Origin of the sequence: Mesorhizobium sp. WSM1293, assembly GCF_000513875.1 — a bacterium.
GTDB lineage: Bacteria > Pseudomonadota > Alphaproteobacteria > Rhizobiales > Rhizobiaceae > Mesorhizobium > Mesorhizobium ciceri.
In genome coordinates, this window is sequence record NZ_AZUV01000029.1 from 1 (window position 1) to 22,632 (window position 22,632).

Consider the following 22,632-nt stretch of genomic DNA (forward strand, 5'->3'; position numbering starts at 1 on the left):
CTGCACGGGCGTGGAAATGTTCCGCAAGCTGCTCGATCAGGGCCAGGCTGGCGACAACATCGGCGCGCTGCTGCGCGGCGTTGATCGTGAAGGTGTCGAGCGCGGCCAGGTTCTGGCCAAGCCNGGCACGGTGAAGCCGCACAAGAAGTTCGTGGCCGAAGCCTACATCCTGACCAAGGACGAAGGNGGCCGTCACACGCCGTTCTTNACCAACTACCGTCCGCAGTTCTACTTCCGCACGACCGACGTGACCGGCATCGTGTCGCTGCCGGAAGGCACCGAGATGGTGATGCCGGGCGACAACATCACGGTCGATGTCGAGCTGATCGTGCCGATCGCCATGGAAGAGAAGCTGCGCTTCGCTATCCGTGAAGGCGGCCGCACCGTCGGTGCCGGCATCGTCGTCACCATCAAAGAGTAATTTGGACTTAAACCGATCTGTCGCGGGCGCGGGAGTTGCCCGCGCCGCGCCAGAACAAGGAAGTGACGCATGAACGGACAGAATATCCGCATCCGCCTTAAGGCGTTTGACCACCGCGTGCTCGACGCCTCGACGAAGGAAATCGTGTCGACGGCCAAGCGTACCGGTGCAAACGTCCGCGGCCCCATTCCGCTGCCGACGCGGATCGAAAAGTTCACGGTCAACCGGTCGCCTCACGTCGACAAGAAGAGCCGCGAGCAGTTCGAGATGCGCACGCACAAGCGTCTGCTCGACATCGTCGATCCGACCCCGCAGACGGTCGATGCTTTGATGAAGCTCGATCTGGCCGCCGGCGTCGACGTCGAGATCAAGCTCTAAGGGAATGAGAGCGCGGTAAGGGGCGGTGCCCCTGGCCCGGAACTCTAAAGGAATTGAACCGATGCGTTCAGGTGTGATTGCAAAGAAGGTGGGAATGACCCGCATCTATAACGATGCCGGGGAACATGTTCCCGTCACCGTTCTCCTGATGGAGAACTGCCAGGTCGTGGCCCAGCGCACGCAAGAGAAGAATGGCTACACCGCCGTTCAGCTCGGCGTTGGCCTTGCCAAGGTGAAGAACACGTCGAAGGCGATGCGCGGCCATTTCGCGACCGCTTCCGTCGAGCCGAAGGCGAAGGTCGCCGAGTTCCGCGTCTCCGCCGACAACATGATCGATGTCGGCGCCGAGATCACCGTCGAGCACTTCGTCGCCGGCCAGAAGGTCGATGTGACGGGCACGACGATCGGCAAGGGCTTTCAGGGCGTCATCAAGCGCCACCACATGGGCGGTGGCCGTGCAACGCACGGTAACTCGGTTTCGCACCGTACGCACGGTTCGACCGGCCAGCGCCAGGACCCCGGCAAAGTGTTCAAGGGCAAGCATATGGCTGGCCACATGGGCGACACCCGCGTCACCACGCAGAATGTCGAGATCGTATCGACCGACGCCGACCGCGGCCTGATCCTGATCCGCGGTGCGGTTCCCGGATCGAAGGGCGCCTGGATCCTGGTCCGCGATGCGGCCAAGGTGGCACTGCCGGCCAATGCGCCGAAGCCTGCCGCGATCCGCGCCGTTGCTGCCGAAAGTGGCGCCAAGAACGAGGCTCCGGCCACAGAGGGAGCGGAATAATGGATCTCAAGATCACAACGCTGGGCGGCAAGGACGCCGGCAAGGTGGAACTCTCCGACGAGATTTTCGGCCTTGATCCGCGCGAAGACATCCTGCAGCGCGTCGTGCGCTGGCAGCTTGCCAAGAAGCAGCAGGGCACGCACAAGACCAAGGGTCGCGCCGAGATCGCGCGCACCGGCGCCAAGATGTACAAGCAGAAGGGTACGGGCCGCGCCCGTCACCATTCGGCACGCGCTCCGCAGTTCCGCGGCGGCGGCAAGGCCCACGGCCCGGTCGTTCGCAGCCACGAGCACGAACTGCCGAAGAAGGTTCGCGCTCTCGGCCTCAAGCATGCTCTCTCGGCCAAGGCCAAGAGCGCGTCGATCATCATCATCGACGAGCTGAAGCTGACCGAGGCCAAGACGAAGGCGCTGATCGCGAATTTCGCGACGCTGGGCCTGACCAATGCTTTGCTGATCGGCGGCGCCGAGCTTGACAAGAACTTCAAGCTGGCGGCGACGAACATCCCCAACATCGACGTGCTGCCCATCCAGGGCATCAACGTCTACGACATTCTGCGCCGCGGCACGCTGGTCCTTTCGAAGGCCGCCGTCGAGGCTCTCGAGGAGCGTTTTAAATGACCGACCTTCGTCATTACGACGTGATCGTCTCGCCGGCGATCACCGAAAAGTCGACCATGGCCTCCGAGCAGAACAAGGTCGTCTTCAACGTCGCCAAGAAGGCGTCGAAGCCGGAAATCAAGGCCGCCGTCGAAGCGCTGTTCGGCGTCAAGGTGATGGCCGTGAACACGCTTGTCCGCAAGGGCAAGATCAAGCGCTTCCGTGGCACGGTTGGCCGCCAGAGCGACGTCAAGAAGGCGGTTGTGACGCTGGCCGATGGCCAGTCGATCGACGTCGCGACGGGTCTCTGAGCAAGGCCGCGAGGACAGAACAATGGCACTGAAAAAATTCAACCCGGTAACGCCCAGCACCCGTCAGCTGGTCATCGTCGACCGCTCGGGCCTCTACAAGGGCAAGCCCGTCAAGGGTCTGACCGAAGGCCTGACCAAGTCGGGCGGCCGCAACAATCACGGTCGCATCACCGCCCGCTTCATCGGCGGTGGTCACAAGCGTTCGTACCGCATCATCGACTTCAAGCGCCGCAAGTTCGACGTCGTCGGCACGGTCGAGCGCATTGAGTACGATCCGAACCGCACCGCCTTCATCGCGCTGATCAAGTATGACGATGGCGAGCTGTCCTACATCATCGCTCCGCAGCGTCTGGCTCCCGGCGACAAGATCGTGTCCGGTGAATCGGTCGACGTGAAGCCGGGCAATGCGATGCCGCTGGCTTCGATGCCGGTTGGCACCATCGTCCACAACATCGAGCTGAAGCCGGGCAAGGGCGCTCAGGTCGCCCGTTCGGCAGGTGGTTACGGTCAGCTGGTCGGTCGTGACCAGGGCATGGCGATCCTGCGCCTCAATTCGGGCGAGCAGCGTGTCGTTCACGGCTCCTGCATGGCCACTGTTGGCGCCGTGTCCAATCCGGACCACGGCAACATCAATGACGGCAAGGCCGGTCGCACGGTCTGGCGTGGCAAGCGCCCGCACAATCGCGGCGTGACCATGAACCCGGTCGACCATCCGCACGGCGGCGGCGAAGGCCGCACGTCGGGTGGCCGCCATCCGGTTTCGCCCTGGGGCAAGCCGACCAAGGGCAAGAAGACGCGGTCCAACAAGGCGACCGACAAGTTCATCCTGCGCTCGCGCCATCAGCGCAAGAGCTAAGAAGAGGTAACGCCAAGTGACTCGTTCGATTTGGAAAGGCCCCTTCATTGACGGCTACCTTCTCAAGAAGGTGGACAAGGTTCGTGAAGGTGGTCGCAATGAGGTGATCAAGATGTGGAGCCGTCGCTCCACCATCCTGCCGCAGTTCGTCGGCTTCACCTTCGGTGTCTACAACGGCCAGAAGCATGTTCCCGTCTCGGTGAACGAGGACATGGTCGGTCACAAGTTCGGTGAATTCGCTCCGACCCGGACCTATTACGGTCACGGCGCGGATAAGAAGGCGAAGAGGAAATAATCATGGGCAAGGCCAAAGCTCCGCGCAGGCTTGCTGATAACGAAGCGCGCGCCGTATTGCGCACGATCCGTATCAGCCCGCAGAAGCTGAACCTCGTTGCCGCGCTGATCCGCGGCAAAAAGGTCGCGACAGCGCTTTCCGATCTCGAATTCTCGGCCAAGCGGATTTCCGGCACGGTCAAGAAGACGCTGGAATCGGCAATCGCCAACGCGGAAAACAACCACGACCTGGATGTCGATGCACTGATCGTGGCGGAAGCCTATGTCGGCAAGTCGATCGTCATGAAGCGGTTCCATGCCCGTGGCCGCGGTCGCGCCAGCCGTATCGAGAAGCCGTTCTCGCACCTCACGATCGTCGTTCGTGAAGTCGAAGAAAAAGGGGAGGCCGCATAATGGGCCAGAAAGTCAATCCGATCGGTCTTCGCCTCGGCATCAACCGCACCTGGGATTCGCGCTGGTTCGCGAACACCGGCGAGTACGGCAAGCTGCTGCATGAGGACATCAAGATCCGCAAGTATCTCGAGAAGGAGCTCAAGCAGGCTGCCATCTCGAAGGTCGTGATCGAGCGTCCGCACAAGAAGTGCCGCGTCACCATCCATGCCGCGCGCCCGGGTCTGATCATCGGCAAGAAGGGCGCCGACATCGAGAAGCTTCGCAAGAAGCTGATGGAGATGACGAAGTCCGAGACGCACCTCAACATCGTTGAAGTGCGCAAGCCGGAGATCGACGCGACCCTGGTCGCCCAGTCGATCGCCCAGCAGCTCGAGCGTCGTATCGCGTTCCGCCGCGCCATGAAGCGTGCCGTTCAGTCGGCGATGCGCCTCGGTGCCGAAGGCATCCGTATCAACTGCGCCGGCCGCCTCGGCGGCGCCGAGATCGCGCGCATGGAATGGTATCGCGAAGGCCGCGTGCCGCTGCATACGCTGCGTGCGGACGTCGACTACGGTACGGCCGAAGCGCACACGGCTTATGGCATCTGCGGCGTCAAGGTCTGGGTGTTCAAGGGCGAGATCCTTGAGCATGACCCGATGGCTTCGGAGCGTCGGGCCAGCGAAAGCGATGCAGCGCATGGCGGTGGTGGTGATCGCGAACGCGGTCGTCGTCGCGAAAACGCCTGAGACATTTAGGAATTTGGAGTTAGAACGATGCTGCAGCCAAAGCGCACAAAGTTCCGCAAGCAGTTCAAGGGCCGTATCCATGGTACCGCAAAGGGCGGCACCAACCTGGATTTCGGTGGTTTCGGGCTGAAGGCGCTTGAGCCGAACCGCGTCACCGCACGTGAGATCGAGGCGGCCCGCCGCGCGATCACCCGTGAAATGAAGCGCGCTGGTCGCGTCTGGATCCGTATTTTCCCGGACGTGCCGGTCACTTCGAAGCCGACCGAAGTCCGCATGGGTAAGGGCAAGGGCGCGGTCGATTACTGGGCGGCGCGCGTCAAGCCAGGCCGCATCATGTTCGAGATCGACGGCGTCAATGAAGAAACCGCCCGTGAGGCACTGCGTCTCGGCGCGGCCAAGCTCTCGGTCAAGACGCGCTTCGTGCAGCGCATCGCAGAATAAGGACGGGCTGATCATGAAAGCCGAAGACATCCGGACCAAGACCCAGGACCAGCTGACCGACGACCTGGCCAGCCTGAAGAAGGAGCAGTTCAACCTGCGCTTCCAGAAGGCCACCGGCCAGCTCGAGAAGACCGCGCGCGTGAGACAGGTTCGTAAGGACATTGCGCGTATCAAGACCATCGCTGCGGAAAAGTCCGCGGCTAAGAAGGCTTAAGGACGAAAACCATGCCAAAGCGCATTCTGCAGGGCACCGTCGTCAGCGACAAGAACGAGAAGACGGTTGTCGTCAAGGTCGAACGGCGCTTCACGCATCCCGTGATGAAGAAGACCGTGCGCATGACCAAGAAGTACAAGGCGCACGACGAGAACAACGCCCACAAGGTTGGCGATCAGGTGTTCATCCAGGAATCGAAGCCGATTTCCAAGGACAAGCGCTGGATCGTCGTGTCTTCGGACCAAGCCTGACCTCGGGCGTAAACAACGAATTTTGGACAGACCGGGGAGGGGCTTTGAGCCCATCCCGTTAGAAGAGAAGAAGGCGGCCAGTCATGATTCAGATGCAAACAAACCTCGACGTCGCGGATAATTCCGGCGCCCGTCGTGTCATGTGCATCAAGGTGCTGGGCGGCTCGAAGCGGAAATACGCTTCCGTGGGCGACATCATCGTGGTGTCGATCAAGGAAGCCATTCCGCGCGGCCGCGTGAAGAAGGGCGATGTGATGAAGGCGGTCGTGGTTCGCACGGCCAAGGACATCCGCCGCCCGGACGGCAGCGTGATCCGTTTCGACAAGAACGCGGCCGTTCTCGTCGACAACAAGAAAGAGCCGATCGGCACGCGTATCTTCGGACCGGTTCCGCGCGAACTCCGCGCCAAGAACCACATGAAGATCATCTCGCTCGCGCCTGAAGTGCTGTAAGGAGCCGGACCAATGCAAAAAATTAGAAAAGGCGACAAGGTCGTCGTGCTGGCCGGCAAGGACAAGGGCCGTTCGGGCGAAGTCCTTTCGGTACAGCCGAAGGAAGACACCGCGCTGGTGCGCGGCGTCAACATGATCCGCCGTCACCAGAAGCAGTCCCAGTCCCAAGAGGGCGGGATCATCACCAAGGAAGCGCCGATCCAGCTGTCGAACATCGCGCTGGCCGACCCCAAGGATGGCAAGCCGACCCGCGTCGGCTTCATCTTCCAGAAGGACGGCAAGAAGGTGCGCGTCGCCAAGCGCTCGGGAGAAGTCATCAATGGCTAAGGCTCAAACCACGAAGCCCAAGGCTGAAAGCAAACAGTCCAAGGCTCAGAACACGCCGCGCCTCAAGCAGGTCTACAACGAGACCATCCGCAAGGCGCTGCAGGAACAGTTCGGCTACGACAACGAGATGCAGGTTCCGCGCATCGACAAGATCGTGCTGAACATGGGCGTTGGCGAAGCGACCGCCGATTCGAAGAAGCCTTCGATCGCGGCCGAAGACCTGGCGATGATTGCCGGCCAGAAGGCCGTCGTCACCCGCGCCCGCAACTCGATCGCCGGCTTCAAGGTCCGCGAGAAGATGCCGATCGGCGCCAAGGTCACGCTGCGCAAGGAACGCATGTATGAGTTCCTCGACCGCCTCGTGAACATCGCACTGCCGCGCGTCCGCGACTTTCGCGGACTGAATCCGAAGAGCTTCGATGGCCGTGGCAACTACGCCATGGGCATCAAGGAACACATCGTGTTCCCGGAGATCAACTACGACAAGGTTGATCAGATCTGGGGCATGGACGTCATCGTTTGTACGACTGCGAAGACGGACGACGAAGCCAGGGCATTGCTCAAGGCCTTCAACTTCCCCTTCCGCCAGTAACGGCAGCGAGAAAAGGAAAAATCTGAAATGGCAAAGACCAGCTCAGTCGAGAAGAACAACAGGCGCCGCAAGCTTGCCGACCAGTACGGTCCCAAGCGGGCTGCGCTCAAGGCGATCATCATGGATCAGTCCAAGCCGATGGAAGAGCGTTTCCGCGCTCAGCTCAAGCTTGCCGCCATGCCGCGCAACTCGGCCAAGATCCGCATCCGCAACCGCTGCGAAGTCACCGGCCGTCCGCGCGCCTACTATCGCAAGCTCAAAGTATCGCGCATCGCGCTTCGTGATCTCGGCAATAACGGCCAGATCCCGGGCCTGGTCAAGTCGAGCTGGTAAGGAGGACATAACATGTCATTGAGCGATCCTCTCGGCGATATGCTGACCCGCATCCGCAACGCGTATGGCCGCAAGAAGTCGAGCGTTTCGACGCCGGCTTCGCGTCTGCGCACCCGCGTCCTCGACGTGCTGAAGGCTGAAGGCTATATCCGCGATTACAGCCAGACCGACTTCGACAACGGCAAGTCCGAAATCGAGATCGAGCTGAAGTATTTCGACGGCGCGCCGGTCGTGCGCGAAATCGCCCGCGTTTCGAAGCCAGGCCGCCGCGTCTATGTTTCGGCCAAGTCGATCCCGCAGGTCGCAAACGGCCTCGGCATCGCCATCCTTTCGACACCGAAGGGCGTGATGGCCGACCATGAAGCACGTGAACAGAACGTCGGCGGTGAGATCCTCTGCCAGATCTTCTGATCTGGCAGTTGACCGCAAAGTGGAATCCGGTCTTCGGATCGTTCCCGAAGACAGAGACCTGAAACAAGAGAAGTGACGAGGACAACAAAATGTCTCGTATTGGAAAGAAACCCGTTTCGCTGCCGCAGGGCGTGACCGCGACCGTCAACGGCCAGACCGTGACGGCGAAGGGCCCCAAGGGTGAGCTGAAGTTCGTGGTGAACGACGAAGTGCTGGTCAAGATGGAAGGCAGCGAGATCGCTGTCCAGCCGCGCGACCAGACCAAGACCGCCCGCTCCAAGTGGGGCATGTCGCGCACGCAGATCGTCAACATCCTGCAGGGCGTCAAGGACGGTTTCGAGAAGAAGCTCGAGATCACCGGCGTCGGCTATCGCGCGGCACTTCAGGGCAAGAACCTGCAGCTGGCGCTTGGCTTCAGCCATGACGTCGTCTATGAGACGCCGCAGGGCATCACCATCACCGTGCCGAAGCCGACTGAAATCACCGTGGCCGGCATCGACAAGCAGCAGGTCGGCCAGGTTGCGGCCGAGATCCGCGAGTATCGTGGTCCCGAGCCTTACAAGGGCAAGGGCGTCCGCTACGCCGGCGAGAAGATCGTCCGCAAGGAAGGCAAGAAGAAGTAGTAGGCCTGGCCTCGAGAAGTTGAAGACTTTTCGGAAAGGGCCAAGCCAAGAGTGTAACGCCGCGGGGAGCGGTCGCGGGAGGCGCTTTCGCCTACCGCATATGGCGGCCCCCGTTTTTTGAAGGCAAGGAAGACCATCATGGGTACCAAGGAATCCACGCAGCGCCGTGCGCAGCGCGTCCGTCGTCAGATCAAGAAGGTCGCCGGCGAGCGTCCGCGTCTGTCGGTCCACCGCACGTCGAAGAACATCTATGTGCAGGTCATCGACGACGCCAAGGGCCACACCATCGCCGCCGCTTCGACGCTCGAGAAGGACTTCAAGGGTTCGCTCAAGACCGGCGCCGACACCGCTGCCGCCACCGCGATCGGCAAGCTGATCGCCGAGCGCGCCACCAAGGCCGGCGTCAAGGAAGTCGTCTTCGACCGCGGCGCTTACATCTATCACGGCCGCGTCAAGGCGCTCGCCGAGGCTGCCCGCGAAGGTGGCTTGAGCTTCTAAGCATGATCCCGAAAAGTTGCAGACTTTTCGGATAAAGATTATGCGAAGGAAATGATTTCGCCCCCGGTGACCGTTTCCCGATTTATTCGGGGCGAGGCACCGGATCTTATCAGCAACCGTGCTTCCGGAAAAAAACAAGGAACAGGATATGGCACAGGAACGTAGGGATGGCGGCCGCGGCCGCGATCGTGAAGAACGCGATGACGGCATGGTGGACAAGCTCGTCCACATCAACCGCGTCGCCAAGGTCGTCAAGGGCGGCCGTCGCTTCGGTTTTGCAGCACTCGTCGTCGTCGGCGACCAGAAGGGCCGCGTCGGCTTTGGTCACGGCAAGGCGCGCGAAGTGCCGGAAGCTATCCGCAAGGCAACTGAATCGGCCAAGCGCGACATGATTTTCGTGCCGCTGCGCTCGGGCCGTACGCTGCATCACGACGTCGAAGGACGCTGGGGTGCTGGACGCGTGCTGCTGCGCGCCGCCAAGCAAGGTACCGGCATCATCGCCGGTGGCCCGATGCGCGCTGTCTTCGAGACGCTCGGCATGCATGACGTGGTCGCCAAGTCGATGGGTTCGTCGAACCCCTACAACATGGTTCGCGCCACCTTCGACGCGCTGAAGAGCCAGATGCATCCCAAGGATGTGGCTGCTGCTCGCGGCATCAAGTATTCGACCCTTCAGGCCCGCCGCGGCACCGCCGTTGCGGCTGAAGAATAGTCGATCTGACCAGGGATTTTGACCATGGCCAAGAAAGCAACCAAGACCATCACCGTTGAGCAGATCGGTTCGCCGATCCGCCGTCCGAAGGAACAGCGCGCGACGCTGGTCGGCCTCGGCCTCAACAAGATGCACAAGCAGCGCACGCTGGAAGATACGCCCTCCGTGCGCGGCATGATCGCTGCCGTCCAGCATCTCGTCCGCGTCGTGGACGAGGGCTGAGCCAGAGCGCAGGAGAAGTCAGATGAAACTCAACGATCTGCGTGACAAGGACGGCGCGACGCACTCCAAGAAGCGTCTCGGCCGTGGTATCGGCTCTGGCTCCGGCAAGACCGGCGGCCGCGGCGTCAAGGGCCAGAAGGCGCGCTCCGGCGTCGCCATCAACGGCTTCGAGGGTGGCCAGATGCCGCTCTACCGACGCCTGCCGAAGCGTGGCTTCAACAACATCTTCGCCAAGAGCTTCACCGTCGTGTCGCTGGCCCGCATCCAGGTGGCCATCGACGCCAAGAAGCTCGACGTCAAGGCAACCGTGACGGCTGAATCGCTGGTTGCCGCCGGCGTCATCCGCCGCGTCAAGGACGGCGTGCGCATCCTCTCGGATGGCGAGATCAAGGCGAAGCTCGCCTTTGACGTCGCCGGCGCCTCCAAGGCCGCGATCGAGAAGATCGAAAAGGCCGGCGGTTCGGTCAAGCTGCCGCAGGAAAAGGCAGCTGCCGAGTAACGGCAATTTGAAGCGCGATCGGCAGGAGTGGGATCCGTTTTTGCTCACGATTTCGCTTTGATCTGCTCAACGAGGCGGCCGCGTCAACGCGGCCGCTTGCATGTTTAGAGCCCGGAGCTTATCTCGTGAGCTTCGGTGAAACGCGCCGCCTGACCTCAGGGCCATCAAGCGTTACCAAGCGGAGAATCAGGCATGGCTTCGGCTGCTGAACAATTAGCCTCGAATCTGAATTTCTCGGCCTTCGCCAAGGCGGAGGATTTGAAGAAGCGCATCTGGTTCACGATCGGCGCGCTGCTGGTTTATCGCCTCGGCACCTACATCCCGCTTCCCGGTATCAATCCCGACGCCTTCGCCCAGGCCTTCTCTTCGCAGAGCAAGGGCGTGCTCGGCATGTTCAACATGTTCGCCGGCGGCGCCGTGCAGCGCATGGCGATCTTTGCGCTCGGCATCATGCCTTACATCTCCGCCTCCATCATCATGCAGCTGATGACCTCGGTCATCCCGTCACTGGAAGCGCTGAAGAAGGAAGGCGAACAGGGCCGCAAGGTGATCAACCAGTACACGCGCTACGGCACCGTGCTGCTTGCGCTGGTCCAGGCCTATGGCATTTCGGTCGGTCTGGAAGGCGGCAACGGCATCGTCAGCGACCCCGGCATGTTCTTCCGCATCTCGACCGTCGTCACGCTGGTCGGCGGCACCATGTTCCTGATGTGGCTGGGCGAGCAGATCACCGCCCGCGGCATCGGCAACGGTATTTCGCTGATCATCTTCTCCGGCATCGTCGCCGGCCTGCCGCACGCCATCTCCGGCACGCTGGAGCTTGGCCGCACCGGCGCGCTGTCGACCGGCCTGATCCTGGCGATCATCGTGCTGGCTATCGTCGTCATTGCGCTCATCGTGTTCTTCGAGCGCGCCCAGCGCCGCTTGCTGATCCAGTATCCGAAGCGCCAGGTCGGCAACCGGATGTTCCAGGGCGATACCTCGCACCTGCCGCTGAAGCTCAACACGTCGGGCGTCATTCCGCCGATCTTTGCCTCGTCGCTGCTTTTGCTGCCGGCCACCGTCGCCGGCTTCTCGCAGACGACGAACCTGCCGGCGTGGGCAAGCACCGTGCTCGCCTCGCTCGGCCACGGCCAGCCGCTCTACATGCTGTTTTATGCGGCGATGATCGTGTTCTTCGCCTTCTTCTACACCGCGATTGTCTTCAACCCGAAGGACACCGCCGACCAGCTCAAGAAGCATTCGGGCTTCATCCCGGGCTATCGTCCGGGCGAGCGCACCGCCGATTATATCGATTACGTTCTCACCCGCATCACCGTCGTCGGCGCCATCTATCTGGTGCTGGTGTGCCTGCTGCCGGAGTTCCTGATCTCGGCGACTGGCGTACCATTCTACCTTGGTGGCACATCGCTTCTGATCGTGGTCAGTGTCACGCTCGATACGGTTGCGCAGATTCAGGGTCACCTGATCGCGCACCAGTATGAAGGCCTGATCAAGAAGTCGAAGCTGCGCGGGGGGAAGAAAGCCAGATGAGGTTGATATTGCTTGGGCCGCCAGGAGCGGGCAAGGGGACGCAAGCACAAAGACTGGTAGAAAAACACGGCATACCCCAGCTCTCGACGGGCGACATGCTGCGTGCTGCCGTCCAGGCAGGCACCGAGGTTGGCAAGCGCGCCAAGGCGGTGATGGATGCCGGTGAACTGGTGTCCGACGCGATCGTCAACGCGATCGTCGCTGAGCGTATCGATCAGCCCGACTGCGCCAAGGGGTTCATCCTCGACGGCTATCCGCGGACCCTGGTGCAGGCGGATGCGGTCGAGCAGATGCTGTCGGATCGCTCCCAGGGGCTCGACGCCGTCATTGAACTCGTGGTCGACGACAAGGCCCTGGTTGGCCGGATCGTCAAACGCGCCGACGAGGCGCAGGCCGCCGGCCTTCCCGTTCGCAAGGACGACAATCCGACCGTGTTCGAAGAGCGCTTGAGGGAATACTACAAGAAGACGTCGCCGCTGATTGGCTACTACTATGCCAAGGGCAAGCTCCGCAGTGTCGACGGCATGGCCGATATCGACGCCGTGACGGAACAGATCGAAGCGGTGCTCAAGGACGCGGTGCGGGGAAATTAACGATTGCACTTGACGGAGGCGGTTCGCTGCGGTATGGCGGCCCGTCTTCCTATCAGGCATGAGCTTTGCTTGTCCGCAAGGGCAAGGCAGCCGCATTGAACTGGAAACTCCCGCATGGGCCGGCCTCCACCGGACGCGGGGCAACTTAAGACAGCGCCGAGCCTACCTTGTTTTTGAGGATTGGCCGGCCCACATGGAGAAGGGAAGAACATGGCTCGTATAGCCGGCGTCAACATTCCGACCAACAAGCGCGTTGTCATTGCGCTTCAGTACATTCACGGCATTGGCAAGCGGTTCGCCCAGGAGATCGTCGACAAGGTCGGCATCCCGGCCGAGCGCCGCGTCAACCAGCTGACCGACGCGGAAGTGCTGCAGATCCGCGAGACCATCGACCGCGATTACCAGGTTGAAGGCGACCTGCGCCGCGAAGTCTCGATGAACATCAAGCGGCTCATGGACCTCGGCTGCTACCGCGGCCTGCGTCACCGCCGCTCGCTGCCGGTCCGCGGCCAGCGCACGCATACCAATGCGCGCACCCGCAAGGGCCCGGCCAAGTCGATCGCCGGCAAGAAGAAGTAATTTTTTTAGGGGAATAAGGGAGTAGGGGAGTAAGGCAGTAGGGAATGCCCGCCAGTCGGGTCGCATTTTTCCCTACTCCCTTACTGCCCTATTCCCCTACTCCCTTACGAAGGTGGAGCCGCTGGCATTACGGCGGTGTAGAGATCAACTGAAAGGACTATCATGGCCAAGGAAGCCGCTCGTGTTCGCCGTCGCGAACGCAAGAATATCTCGTCGGGCGTTGCCCACGTCAATTCGACCTTCAACAACACGATGATCACCATCACCGATGCACAGGGCAATTCGATTGCCTGGTCGTCGGCCGGTGCCCAGGGCTTCAAGGGTTCGCGCAAGTCGACCCCGTTCGCTGCCCAGATGGCTGCCGAGGATGTTGCCAAGAAGGCCCAGGAACACGGCATGCGCATGCTCGAAGTCGAGGTCTGCGGACCCGGCTCCGGTCGTGAATCGGCACTGCGCGCCCTGCAGGCGGCCGGCTTCACCATCACCTCGATCCGTGATGTGACGCCGATCCCGCACAATGGCTGCCGCCCGCGCAAGAAGCGTCGCGTCTAAGCATTTACCGAACGCCGCGCGAGCGCCCTTGGGCGCTCCTCCGTGGCATTCCAGGTCGCCCGCCACGATTGGATGGTGGCGGGTCAACGGAAGGAAAGCATCATGATCCAGAAAAATTGGCAGGAACTGATCAAGCCGAACAAGATCGAGTTCTCGTCGAAGAAGAAGACGCTGACCACACTGGTCGCCGAGCCTCTCGAGCGTGGCTTTGGCCTGACGCTGGGCAACGCGCTGCGCCGCGTGCTTCTGTCTTCGCTGCGCGGTGCGGCTGTTACCGCCGTGCAGATCGACGGCGTTCTACATGAATTCTCGTCCATCGCCGGTGTGCGCGAGGACGTGACCGACATCGTCTTGAATATCAAGGAAATCGCCATCCGCATGGAAGGCGATGGTCCCAAGCGCATGGTCGTTCGCAAGCAGGGACCGGGTGCGGTTCTTGCCGGCGACATCCAGACGGTTGGCGACGTCGAGATCCTCAACCCCGACCACGTCATCTGCACGCTGGACGAAGGCGCTGAAATCCGCATGGAATTCACCGTCGACACCGGCAAGGGTTACGTGCCGGCCGACCGCAACCGCGCCGAAGACGCGCCGATCGGCCTCATCCCGGTCGACAGCCTTTATTCGCCGGTCAAGAAGGTCTCCTACAAGGTCGAGAACACCCGCGAGGGCCAGGTTCTCGACTATGACAAGCTGACCATGACGATCGAGACCGACGGTTCGATCACCGGCGAGGACGCAGTGGCTTTCGCCGCCCGCATCCTGCAGGACCAGCTCGGCCTGTTCGTCAACTTCGACGAGCCGCAGAAGGAAGTCGCCGCCGAGGCCGTCACCGAGCTCGCCTTCAACCCGGCGCTGCTCAAGAAGGTCGACGAACTCGAGCTTTCGGTGCGTTCGGCCAACTGCCTGAAGAACGACAACATCGTCTATATCGGCGACCTGATCCAGAAGACCGAGGCCGAGATGCTGCGCACCCCGAACTTCGGCCGCAAGTCGCTGAACGAGATCAAGGAAGTCCTGGCGGCGATGGGCCTGCACCTCGGCATGGAAGTGCCGGACTGGCCGCCGGAAAACATCGAAGACCTCGCTAAGCGTTACGAAGACCAATATTGAGCATGAATTCCAAGGATCGGCGGCGTGGGCCGCTCGATCCGACGGTCATGCGGAAAACCATCAGAGGCCGCGGCCTCTTGAACAACTGAAGAAGGAAAAGAGCCATGCGCCACGGTTTCAAAGGCCGCCGCTTCGCCCGAAGCATTAGCCATCGCAAGTCGATGTTCGCCAACCTCGCCGTGTCGCTGCTCGAGCACGAGCAGATCGTCACAACCTTGCCGAAGGCGAAGGACCTGCGTCCGATCGTCGAGAAGCTGGTGACGCTCGGCAAGCGTGGCGACCTGCACGCCCGCCGCCAGGTCATTGCCCAGATCGGCAATGAAGGCGTCGTCAAGCGTCTGTTCGACACCATCGCGCCGCGCTACGCCAACCGCAATGGCGGCTATCTGCGCATCATGAAGGCGGGCTTCCGTCACGGTGACAACGCCGCGATGGCTGTCATCGAGTTCGTCGATCGCGACGTCTCGGCCAAGGGCGCCGGCGACCGCGCTCGCATCGAGGCCGAAAGCGCTGACGCGGACGCCGCAGCCGCATAAGGCTCGGTTTTCCCAAATGAGTTCAAAGGGGCCTGCGGGCCCCTTTTTGTTTTCTGAAAGCAGCAAACCGCGCCGGAATCCGATTTCCGGGCATGCCCCTGGGGTTTTGGCCCAAAATAGTCGGATTTCAGCGGCTTAGCCTTTCATTTTGCACAATCGTCGGGACAATGCCCCCGAACTTGCCTTGGAGGATTCGCGAATGCGCGCCAGAAGACTGCCCTTTGTTCTGCTTTTCGCCATCATGGCGTTTGCGGCCGCACCGGTGGTCAGGCAGGCATTGGCCGAGGAGACCAAGACCGATCCTGGCCTGTCCGATGTGCTGACCGACCTGCTGCATGGCGTCGAGGGCGAGAACGCGACGTCCGGTCCCGACAAGCGCGTGCCGTTCGGTCGCGAGGAGGTGCAGCTGTCGTTTGCGCCGCTGGTCAAGCAGACGGCGCCGGCGGTGGTCAACGTCTATGCCTCGCAGACCGCCAAGGTGACATCGCCTTTCGACGGTGATCCGTTCTTCGAAGAATTCTTCGGCCGCTCGCAGCCGCGCGCGCAGTCTTCGCTGGGCTCCGGCGTGGTGGTCGATCCGACCGGCGTCGTGGTCACCAATTACCACGTCATCAAGGATGCCGACCGGGTCAAGGTGGCGACCGCTGATGGGCGTGAGTTCGACAGCAAGGTGCTGCTCAAGGACGAGACTCTCGACCTTGCCGTGCTCAAGATCACCTCGGACAAGCCGTTTCCGGTCATTGCCATCGGCGATTCCGACGCGCTCGAGGTCGGCGATCTGCTGCTGGCCATCGGCAACCCCTTCGGCGTCGGCCAGACCACCACCAGCGGCATCGTCTCGGCACTGGCCCGCAGCCATATCGGCGTCTCCGATTCCAGCTTCTTCATCCAGACCGACGCCGCCATCAATCCCGGCAATTCCGGCGGTGCGCTGATCAACATGGGCGGCCAGCTGGTCGGCATCAATACGGCCATCTACAGCCGCAGCGGCGGTTCGATCGGCATCGGCTTCGCCATTCCCTCGAACATGGTTCGCGCCTTTGCCGACGCGGCCAAGGCCGGGCTCGACTTCTTCGAACGGCCCTATATCGGCGCCGAGTTCGAAGCGGTGACGCCGCAGATCGCAGAATCGCTCGGCATGGAGAAGCCGACCGGTGCGCTGGTTTCGTCGGTCGAGGCGACCGGACCGGCCGCCAAGGCAGGGCTCAAGCCCGGCGACGTGGTGCTGCAGCTCAACGGCAAGCCGGTCGAGAGCATCGAAGCGCTGGACTACCGGATGGCGACGCTGTCGATCGGCACCACCGCCAATTTCGCGGTCCTGACCAAGGGCCAGCAGGCGGCGATGGATATCGCGCTGGAGCGTGCTCCGGAAGGCATGAAGGCTGCCGAGGTGACGCTGCATGGCCGCAGCCCGTTCTCGGGCGCCAAGGTCGCGGAGCTTTCGCCCCGGCTCGCGCAGCGGCTTGGCCTGCGCACGGACATCAAGGGCGTCACCGTGGTCGACATCAACCGCGATTCACCGGCCGCCGATTTCGGCTTCCAGCCGGGCGACATCGTGCGCGAGGTGAACGGCACCACCATCGATACCGCAGCGACCCTGGAGCTGGCGGCCAAGACGGATACGCGCTGGTGGCGCTTTACGGTCGAGCGCGGCGGGCAGATACTGCGTCAGGTGTTGCGTTATTAGGGCTGGGTTCCGTGCATTCGGGCTCATGCTCCAACGAAAAAGAAGTGCATGGCCGATCTGTTCAGCGTCGATGAACCGGAAAAGACGCCGCCTGGGCGGCCGCTGGCCGACAGGCTGCGGCCGAGGAACCTTGGCGAGGTCGTCGGCCAGGAGCATCTGACCGGGCCTGACGGCGCGCTGACCCGGTTGATCGGTTCCGGCTCGCTCGGCTCGATGATTTTCTGGGGGCCGCCCGGCACCGGCAAGACCACCGTGGCGCGGTTGCTCGCCGGTGAAACGAGTCTCGCCTTCGAGCAGATATCGGCTGTCTTTTCCGGCGTCGCCGACCTGAAAAAGGTGTTCGAATCAGCCAAATTGCGCCGTGCCAATGGCCGCCAGACCTTGCTGTTCGTCGACGAGATCCATCGCTTCAACCGCGCGCAGCAGGACAGTTTCCTCCCGGTCATGGAGGACGGGACAGTCGTGCTGGTTGGCGCCACGACCGAAAACCCGTCCTTCGAACTGAATGCCGCTTTGTTGTCACGCGCGCGCGTTCTGGTCTTCCATTCGCTTGGCGAGGAGAGCATCTCCAAGCTGATGGCGCGGGCGGAGGAGACCGAGGGCAGGGCGCTGCCGCTCGACGACGAGGCGCGGGCCATGCTCATCCGCATGAGCGATGGCGACGGCCGCGCCTCTCTTACCCTGGCAGAGGAAGTCTGGCGAGCAGCCAAGCCCGGCGAGGTCTTCGATCCCGAGGGTCTGCAGCGCATCGTCCAGCGCCGCGCGCCAATCTACGACAAGGGCCAGGACGGCCATTACAATCTGATCTCGGCGCTGCACAAATCGGTACGCGGTTCAGATCCTGACGCGGCCCTCTACTATCTCGCACGCATGTTCGATGCCGGCGAGGATCCGCTCTATCTAGGCCGCCGGCTGGTGCGCATGGCCATGGAAGACATCGGCCTTGCCGACCCGCAGGCGCTTGTCGTCGCCAATGCGGCCAAGGATGCCTACGACTATCTCGGCTCGCCCGAAGGCGAACTCGCCTTTGCCGAGGCCACCGTCTATCTCGCCACCGCGCCCAAATCCAACGCCGTCTACAACGCTTTCAAGGCCGCCACGCGGGCCGCCAAGGAACACGGCTCGCTGCTGCCACCCAAGCACATCCTCAATGCGCCGACCAAGCTGATGAAAGAGGAGGATTACGGCGCCGGCTACCGCTACGACCATGACGAGCCGGATGCCTTTTCGGGGCAGGATTATTTTCCGGAGAAGATGGGTCGCCAGACCTTCTATGATCCGCCCGAGCGCGGCTTCGAGCGCGATATCAGGAAGCGGCTCGATTATTGGGCAAAGCTGCGCAAAGAGCGGGAATAGCCGGCTTGCGTGAGGCTATTGACCGGATCCGCCAGGCAGCCAGCCGGCCGCGGTAGCAGGGCCGTTGTGTGGTAACCCAAAAAACCTTATCAAGGCGCACGGCCGGGCGGTGGCCGTTGCCTTGATTTGGGCACCTCATTCGCAACAGGATCGCGCTTCGCGCGTGGAAAAATGACAAAAACCCTTCGCAAGTCCCTTCGCAAGTTCGCCATTGCCATCCCGCTTCTCGCCCTTGGCTTCTATTTCATTCCCATCCTGACGACGATCTTCATCATCTGCGGCCTGATCGACGTGCTGCGCAATGACCGCAAGGATCTGTCGCTGTTCTCAGGCTACTTTCTCGGCAACGGCCTGTTCACCTGGCTGCTTTCGCCGTTCAATCTGCTGGTCGACCTCTTGTGCTACAGAAATCCGGGTGTCTGGAAGCTGGAGCAGTTTCCCGCCGACTATCAGCGCGAGGTCAACGAGGTCCTGGACATCTTCAAGGCGCGCAAGGATGAGATCATCGCCGATATCGATGCCAATTTCGGCGCCGGCCGGCGCGGCATGTATGTCTACCAGTGGTACGGCAAGCACAAGATCGACAACGTCGCCGAGTTCAACAAGGATTTCAAATACATCAAGACCATCGCCGTTTCCGTGTTCAGCAAGCGCGAATCGACGTCCTGGCATTTCGGCCCGTTGCGGCTCAGCCTGCGCATTCTCTACAATCTGATCCCGGTGAAGTCGGAGATTTTCGTCGAGTGCGGCAGTGTCAAGAATTACTGGTACGACAATCCGCTGTTCATCTTCGACGACACGCTGCTGCATCGCTCGGTCAACGAGTATGACGGCCGCCGCTACTGCGTGTTCATGGACATTATCAGGCCATCCCCGGTTCCCCGCCTCATCGCGGGCATGCTCGCCGTCGTCTCGGTGAGCGTCGAGCGCATCAATTCCATGTTCTACAAGAACTGGAAGATGATCGGTTCGACCAAGCCGAAGAATGCCGGGACGACCTGAGCAGGCAATCGCTCAATGCAGCTGGCGGCATCGGCTGAATTTGAATAGCCCGGGGAAGTACCGAAGATGTTCAACCTGCTTCTCGTCGTCGTCGGTGGTGGAGTCGGCGCCGGTATTCGACACCTGACCAACATCGGCGCGCTGCGTTTTGTCGGCCCCAACTATCCCTGGGGCACGATGGCCATCAACGTCATCGGCTCCTTCGCCATGGGGCTGTTCATCGCCTCCATGATGCGCCGTGGCGGATCGAACGAGGTCAGGCTGTTCGTTGCCACCGGCATTCTTGGCGGCTTCACCACCTTCTCAGCCTTTTCGCTCGATTTCGCGACGCTGTGGGAGCGGGGAGCCACGCTGCCTGCGCTGGGTTATGCCCTTGCCAGCGTCATTGGCGCCATTATCGCCCTGTTTCTGGGACTTTGGCTCGCAAGAAGCCTGCCTTAGTGCTATTGCCGCGCCAAGAACAGGCCGAGCTTGGCTCGGGAAACGGATAAGCGACAAAAAACATGGCAGGCGTTGAACAGATCACGGTGGAAGCCGGCGAGGCGGGCATGCGGCTCGACCGCTGGTTCAAGACCCATTTCCCGGGCCTTGGTTTCGGCCATTTGCAGAAGCTTCTGCGCTCCGGCCAGATCCGTGTCGACGGCGGCCGGGTCAAGGCCGACACCCGTGTCGAGCCCGGCCAGATGGTTCGCGTCCCACCGCTCGAGGTTGACAAGAAGGGCGAGAGTGCGCTGACCGGCCACTCGATCCGCAACCAGGGCGATGCCGATGTCCTGTCGAAAATGCTGATCCATGAAGACCCTAAGGTTTTCGTCTTCAACAAGCCGGCGGGCCTTGCGGTGCAGGGCGGCTCGGGCGTCACCCGCAATGTCGACGACATGCTGGAGGCCTGGCGCAACCAGAAGGGCGAGAAGCCCAGACTGGTTCACAGGCTCGACCGCGACACTTCGGGCGTGCTGGTCGTCGCCCGCACCCGACTGGCCGCCATGAAGCTCTCGGAAGCATTTCGCGCCCGCGAGACCAAGAAGACCTATTGGGCGCTGGTCAAGGGCGTGCCGCCCAAGCGCGAGGACAAGATCTCGACCTGGCTGATCAAGGAGCCGACGCCGGACGGTGACCGCGTGCGGGTCGCCGCGCATGGCGAAAAGGGCGCCGATCACGCTGTGTCCTACTACCGCGTCATCGAGCAGGCGGCGCAGACGATGACCTGGCTTGAAATGGAGCCCTATACGGGCCGCACCCACCAGCTTCGCGTCCATGCCGCCTACATCGGCTGCCCGATCCTGGGCGATCCGAAATATTTCGAGGCCGACACCAACTGGGACTTTCCCGGGGGCATTCAAAACCGCCTGCATCTGCACGCCCGCCGCATCATCATTCCGCATCCGGACAAGGGCGTCATCGATGTCACGGCGCCAATGCCACCGCATATGCGCCAGAGCTGGAACCTGATCGGCTTCGACGACGCCAGCGCGGAGGACTGATCGTGAGCGGCGCCACCGACGCGCTCGACCGGCGCGACACGGTCGACCTGGCCGCCGCCGCGATCATGGTCGGGCTGACCTTTTCCTGGGGGCTGAATTACGTCGCCGCCAAGATCTCCTACGCTGGCTATGATCCGGTTTTCCTGTCGATCGCGCGCTCGATCATCGGCGGCATGTGTGTCTTTGCCCGGTGCCGGTGGCGCGGCATCGCGCTTTTCACGCGCGACGGGACCTTGCTCGCCGGCATCGTGGTTGGCGCGCTTTTCGGCATCGAGTTCCTTTGCCTCTATGTCGGCCTGGAGCATACGACCGTTGCCCGCAACACGCTGCTGGTCAACACCATGCCGTTCTGGATGCTGCTCGGCGGCCATTTCCTGCTCGGCGAGCAGATCACGTTGAGAAAATTCCTTGGCCTGCTGCTGGCCTTTGCCGGCCTTGCCGCGGTGTTTTCCGACAAGCTTGGCGGCGGCGGAGACATGCTGTTCGGCGATCTGCTGAGCCTTGGCTCCGGATTCTTCTGGGCTTTGACCAACATCCTCATCAAGCGCTCGAAGCTGGTCGAGGCGAGCGCCGAGAAGCTGCTGCTTTACCAGCTCGCCGGGGCAGCGATCGTAGGCGTATTGGTGCTGCCTCTCGCCGGCCCGCCCGTTCGCGACCCGACCGTGCTGCCGACCTTGGCGCTGCTTTTCCAGGCGGTCTACATCGTCGCCTTCACCTATGTGCTGTGGTTCTGGCTGCTGCGGCGCTATCCGGCGTCAGGCCTGTCCAGTTTCACCTTCCTGTCGCCGGTTTTCGGCGTGCTGTGCGGAGCCATGTTCTTGAATGAGCCGCTGACCATGCGCATTTTCCTGGCACTTGGCCTGATTGCCGCCGGCCTGATCATCGTCAACCGGCCGGCGCGCAAGCTGACGCCGGTGTAAGAGAGACCTTCATGCGTGACATCCTCAACGACCTCGAAGCGGGCAAGTATCTCTCCGACCCGGATCCTGTGCGCCGCGCCCAGATCCAGATGAAGACGCCTCTGCCCAAACGCTTCTACAAGGCCGCCTCTGTGGCACCTGTCGACAATGGCTTTGCCGTGCATCTCGACGGCAAGCCGGTGCGGACGCCGGGCAAGGCGCTGCTGGTGCTGCCGACCGAGGCAGCAGCCGCGCTCGTCGCCGACGAGTTCGCCGCCCAAAGCGAGACCATCGATCCGGTGAAGATGCCGGTGATGCGCCTCGTCAACACGGCCATCGATGGCGTCGCCAGCGACCCGCAGGCGGTGCTGGAGGATATCCTGCGCTTTGCCTCATCCGATCTCACCTGCTATCGCGCCGACGCACCGCAAGGGCTGGTGGAGCGGCAGAATCAGCATTGGGATCCGGTGATCGACTGGGCGAGGACGCTCGGAGCACGTTTCAATCTGGCCGAGGGCATCATCCATGTCGAACAGCCGCGCGAGACCATCGCCGTGCTGGGCAGCCATCTTGCCCAGCGCGCCGAGCCGCTGCGGCTCGCCGCCATTCATGTGATGACGTCGCTGACCGGTTCGGCGCTGCTGGCGCTGGCTGTCGATTTCGGCGAGATCGACGCTGAGGCTGCCTGGGCCGCTGCTCATGTCGACGAGGACTGGCAGATCGAGCATTGGGGGCAGGATGCGGAGGCCGTTGCCCGCCGCGCGGCTCGCAAGCGCGACATGATGGCTGCCGCCGGCCTGCTGCAAGCGCTCAAGGGCTAGGGGTTTCCCAACTCGCCCGGTTTCATCCCGCAGCGCACCTAATACCAAAGTCATAATCCCAAAGACGCGCTGCCTTTGGCGGGCGCTTTCTGTCATTTTTCCCCGATGGCTGTCGTTGAGTCCGTGCTCGGAGGA

General features: G+C 62.1%; 34 protein-coding genes and 1 pseudogene. All 35 read left to right on the forward strand.

What is annotated here, in order from left to right; translation table 11 throughout:
* A pseudogene (gene tuf / locus M729_RS0126320) lies at positions 1 to 421 on the forward strand (elongation factor Tu); the annotation flags it as partial.
* Between the two features lie 69 nt (positions 422 to 490).
* Positions 491 to 799, forward strand: a complete 309-nt coding sequence (gene rpsJ, locus M729_RS0126325) for a 30S ribosomal protein S10 (protein WP_010909272.1) — start codon at positions 491 to 493, stop codon at positions 797 to 799.
* Between the two features lie 61 nt (positions 800 to 860).
* Positions 861 to 1,589 carry a 50S ribosomal protein L3 gene (gene rplC / locus M729_RS0126330; RefSeq protein ID WP_013531422.1) on the forward strand — a complete coding sequence of 243 codons (729 nt, stop codon included), beginning with the start codon at positions 861 to 863 and terminating at the stop codon, positions 1,587 to 1,589.
* Entirely contained in the window at positions 1,589 to 2,209 is a 621-nt protein-coding gene (rplD, locus tag M729_RS0126335) for a 50S ribosomal protein L4 (RefSeq protein ID WP_013531423.1), read from the forward strand. The genes rplC and rplD overlap by 1 nt, the downstream gene beginning before the upstream one ends.
* A complete protein-coding gene (locus M729_RS0126340; RefSeq protein WP_013531424.1) occupies positions 2,206 to 2,499 on the forward strand; it encodes a 50S ribosomal protein L23 in 294 nt (97 codons plus the stop codon). The genes rplD and M729_RS0126340 overlap by 4 nt, the downstream gene beginning before the upstream one ends.
* A 22-nt stretch (positions 2,500 to 2,521) precedes the next feature.
* Positions 2,522 to 3,355, forward strand: coding sequence for a 50S ribosomal protein L2 (rplB, locus tag M729_RS0126345; protein ID WP_024505067.1), 834 nt, complete (start codon positions 2,522 to 2,524; stop codon positions 3,353 to 3,355).
* 16 nt (positions 3,356 to 3,371) lie between these two features.
* Positions 3,372 to 3,650, forward strand: a complete 279-nt coding sequence (gene rpsS, locus M729_RS0126350) for a 30S ribosomal protein S19 (RefSeq protein WP_006205463.1) — start codon at positions 3,372 to 3,374, stop codon at positions 3,648 to 3,650.
* A 2-nt stretch (positions 3,651 to 3,652) separates the two neighbouring features.
* Positions 3,653 to 4,042, forward strand: coding sequence for a 50S ribosomal protein L22 (rplV, locus tag M729_RS0126355; protein WP_006205462.1), 390 nt, complete (start codon positions 3,653 to 3,655; stop codon positions 4,040 to 4,042).
* Positions 4,042 to 4,767, forward strand: coding sequence for a 30S ribosomal protein S3 (gene rpsC / locus M729_RS0126360; protein ID WP_013531426.1), 726 nt, complete (start codon positions 4,042 to 4,044; stop codon positions 4,765 to 4,767). Before rplV ends, rpsC begins: the two co-directional genes overlap by 1 nt.
* A gap of 27 nt (positions 4,768 to 4,794) precedes the next feature.
* Entirely contained in the window at positions 4,795 to 5,208 is a 414-nt protein-coding gene (rplP, locus tag M729_RS0126365) for a 50S ribosomal protein L16 (protein ID WP_013531427.1), read from the forward strand.
* A gap of 13 nt (positions 5,209 to 5,221) precedes the next feature.
* On the forward strand, positions 5,222 to 5,422 hold the full coding sequence (gene rpmC / locus M729_RS0126370; RefSeq protein WP_006205459.1) for a 50S ribosomal protein L29: 201 nt from the start codon (positions 5,222 to 5,224) through the stop codon (positions 5,420 to 5,422).
* Positions 5,423 to 5,433: 11 nt separating this feature from the next.
* Positions 5,434 to 5,673, forward strand: a complete 240-nt coding sequence (gene rpsQ / locus M729_RS0126375) for a 30S ribosomal protein S17 (RefSeq protein ID WP_010909280.1) — start codon at positions 5,434 to 5,436, stop codon at positions 5,671 to 5,673.
* Positions 5,674 to 5,756: 83 nt separating this feature from the next.
* Positions 5,757 to 6,125 carry a 50S ribosomal protein L14 gene (gene rplN, locus M729_RS0126380; protein WP_006205457.1) on the forward strand — a complete coding sequence of 123 codons (369 nt, stop codon included), beginning with the start codon at positions 5,757 to 5,759 and terminating at the stop codon, positions 6,123 to 6,125.
* 12 nt (positions 6,126 to 6,137) lie between these two features.
* Positions 6,138 to 6,452: a 50S ribosomal protein L24 gene (gene rplX / locus M729_RS0126385; protein WP_013531428.1), complete on the forward strand. Its 315-nt coding sequence runs from the start codon at positions 6,138 to 6,140 to the stop codon at positions 6,450 to 6,452.
* Positions 6,445 to 7,044, forward strand: coding sequence for a 50S ribosomal protein L5 (gene rplE / locus M729_RS0126390; protein ID WP_013531429.1), 600 nt, complete (start codon positions 6,445 to 6,447; stop codon positions 7,042 to 7,044). Before rplX ends, rplE begins: the two co-directional genes overlap by 8 nt.
* A 27-nt stretch (positions 7,045 to 7,071) precedes the next feature.
* Positions 7,072 to 7,377, forward strand: a complete 306-nt coding sequence (gene rpsN / locus M729_RS0126395; protein ID WP_013895695.1) for a 30S ribosomal protein S14 — start codon at positions 7,072 to 7,074, stop codon at positions 7,375 to 7,377.
* A gap of 12 nt (positions 7,378 to 7,389) precedes the next feature.
* Entirely contained in the window at positions 7,390 to 7,788 is a 399-nt protein-coding gene (gene rpsH / locus M729_RS0126400; RefSeq protein ID WP_013531431.1) for a 30S ribosomal protein S8, read from the forward strand.
* Between the two features lie 89 nt (positions 7,789 to 7,877).
* On the forward strand, positions 7,878 to 8,411 hold the full coding sequence (rplF, locus tag M729_RS0126405; protein WP_013531432.1) for a 50S ribosomal protein L6: 534 nt from the start codon (positions 7,878 to 7,880) through the stop codon (positions 8,409 to 8,411).
* Between the two features lie 138 nt (positions 8,412 to 8,549).
* Positions 8,550 to 8,909, forward strand: a complete 360-nt coding sequence (gene rplR / locus M729_RS0126410; RefSeq protein WP_013531433.1) for a 50S ribosomal protein L18 — start codon at positions 8,550 to 8,552, stop codon at positions 8,907 to 8,909.
* Positions 8,910 to 9,057: 148 nt separating this feature from the next.
* Positions 9,058 to 9,621, forward strand: a complete 564-nt coding sequence (rpsE, locus tag M729_RS0126415) for a 30S ribosomal protein S5 (protein ID WP_006333394.1) — start codon at positions 9,058 to 9,060, stop codon at positions 9,619 to 9,621.
* A 24-nt stretch (positions 9,622 to 9,645) separates the two neighbouring features.
* Complete coding sequence (gene rpmD, locus M729_RS0126420; RefSeq protein WP_006205449.1) at positions 9,646 to 9,843, forward strand: 50S ribosomal protein L30; 198 nt, start codon at positions 9,646 to 9,648, stop codon at positions 9,841 to 9,843.
* 22 nt (positions 9,844 to 9,865) lie between these two features.
* Positions 9,866 to 10,342, forward strand: coding sequence for a 50S ribosomal protein L15 (rplO, locus tag M729_RS0126425; protein WP_024505068.1), 477 nt, complete (start codon positions 9,866 to 9,868; stop codon positions 10,340 to 10,342).
* A gap of 192 nt (positions 10,343 to 10,534) precedes the next feature.
* On the forward strand, positions 10,535 to 11,875 hold the full coding sequence (secY, locus tag M729_RS0126430; RefSeq protein WP_013531435.1) for a preprotein translocase subunit SecY: 1,341 nt from the start codon (positions 10,535 to 10,537) through the stop codon (positions 11,873 to 11,875).
* Positions 11,872 to 12,468 (forward strand): adenylate kinase, encoded by a 597-nt coding sequence (locus M729_RS0126435; protein ID WP_013531436.1) that lies wholly within the window; start codon positions 11,872 to 11,874, stop codon positions 12,466 to 12,468. Before secY ends, M729_RS0126435 begins: the two co-directional genes overlap by 4 nt.
* Before the next feature lie 210 nt (positions 12,469 to 12,678).
* Positions 12,679 to 13,047: a 30S ribosomal protein S13 gene (rpsM, locus tag M729_RS0126440; RefSeq protein WP_013531437.1), complete on the forward strand. Its 369-nt coding sequence runs from the start codon at positions 12,679 to 12,681 to the stop codon at positions 13,045 to 13,047.
* 162 nt (positions 13,048 to 13,209) lie between these two features.
* Positions 13,210 to 13,599 (forward strand): 30S ribosomal protein S11, encoded by a 390-nt coding sequence (gene rpsK / locus M729_RS0126445; protein WP_006205444.1) that lies wholly within the window; start codon positions 13,210 to 13,212, stop codon positions 13,597 to 13,599.
* A 102-nt stretch (positions 13,600 to 13,701) separates the two neighbouring features.
* Entirely contained in the window at positions 13,702 to 14,712 is a 1,011-nt protein-coding gene (locus M729_RS0126450; protein ID WP_013531438.1) for a DNA-directed RNA polymerase subunit alpha, read from the forward strand.
* A gap of 104 nt (positions 14,713 to 14,816) precedes the next feature.
* Positions 14,817 to 15,248 carry a 50S ribosomal protein L17 gene (gene rplQ / locus M729_RS0126455; protein WP_013531439.1) on the forward strand — a complete coding sequence of 144 codons (432 nt, stop codon included), beginning with the start codon at positions 14,817 to 14,819 and terminating at the stop codon, positions 15,246 to 15,248.
* A 199-nt stretch (positions 15,249 to 15,447) separates the two neighbouring features.
* A complete protein-coding gene (locus tag M729_RS0126460; RefSeq protein ID WP_027163354.1) occupies positions 15,448 to 16,935 on the forward strand; it encodes a DegQ family serine endoprotease in 1,488 nt (495 codons plus the stop codon).
* 48 nt (positions 16,936 to 16,983) lie between these two features.
* Positions 16,984 to 18,291 carry a replication-associated recombination protein A gene (locus tag M729_RS0126465; RefSeq protein ID WP_024505069.1) on the forward strand — a complete coding sequence of 436 codons (1,308 nt, stop codon included), beginning with the start codon at positions 16,984 to 16,986 and terminating at the stop codon, positions 18,289 to 18,291.
* A 171-nt stretch (positions 18,292 to 18,462) separates the two neighbouring features.
* The gene (locus M729_RS0126470) at positions 18,463 to 19,293 is read left to right on the forward strand and encodes an aspartyl/asparaginyl beta-hydroxylase domain-containing protein (protein WP_027163355.1); all 831 of its coding nucleotides are present in this window, start codon (positions 18,463 to 18,465) and stop codon (positions 19,291 to 19,293) included.
* A gap of 66 nt (positions 19,294 to 19,359) precedes the next feature.
* Positions 19,360 to 19,734: a fluoride efflux transporter CrcB gene (gene crcB / locus M729_RS0126475; RefSeq protein WP_027163356.1), complete on the forward strand. Its 375-nt coding sequence runs from the start codon at positions 19,360 to 19,362 to the stop codon at positions 19,732 to 19,734.
* A gap of 62 nt (positions 19,735 to 19,796) precedes the next feature.
* Positions 19,797 to 20,777, forward strand: coding sequence for an RluA family pseudouridine synthase (locus M729_RS0126480; RefSeq protein ID WP_027163357.1), 981 nt, complete (start codon positions 19,797 to 19,799; stop codon positions 20,775 to 20,777).
* A 2-nt stretch (positions 20,778 to 20,779) separates the two neighbouring features.
* Positions 20,780 to 21,697 carry a DMT family transporter gene (locus tag M729_RS0126485; RefSeq protein ID WP_027163358.1) on the forward strand — a complete coding sequence of 306 codons (918 nt, stop codon included), beginning with the start codon at positions 20,780 to 20,782 and terminating at the stop codon, positions 21,695 to 21,697.
* Positions 21,698 to 21,708: 11 nt separating this feature from the next.
* Positions 21,709 to 22,497, forward strand: a complete 789-nt coding sequence (locus M729_RS0126490; protein ID WP_027163359.1) for an ATP12 family chaperone protein — start codon at positions 21,709 to 21,711, stop codon at positions 22,495 to 22,497.
* Positions 22,498 to 22,632 lie beyond the last annotated feature (135 nt).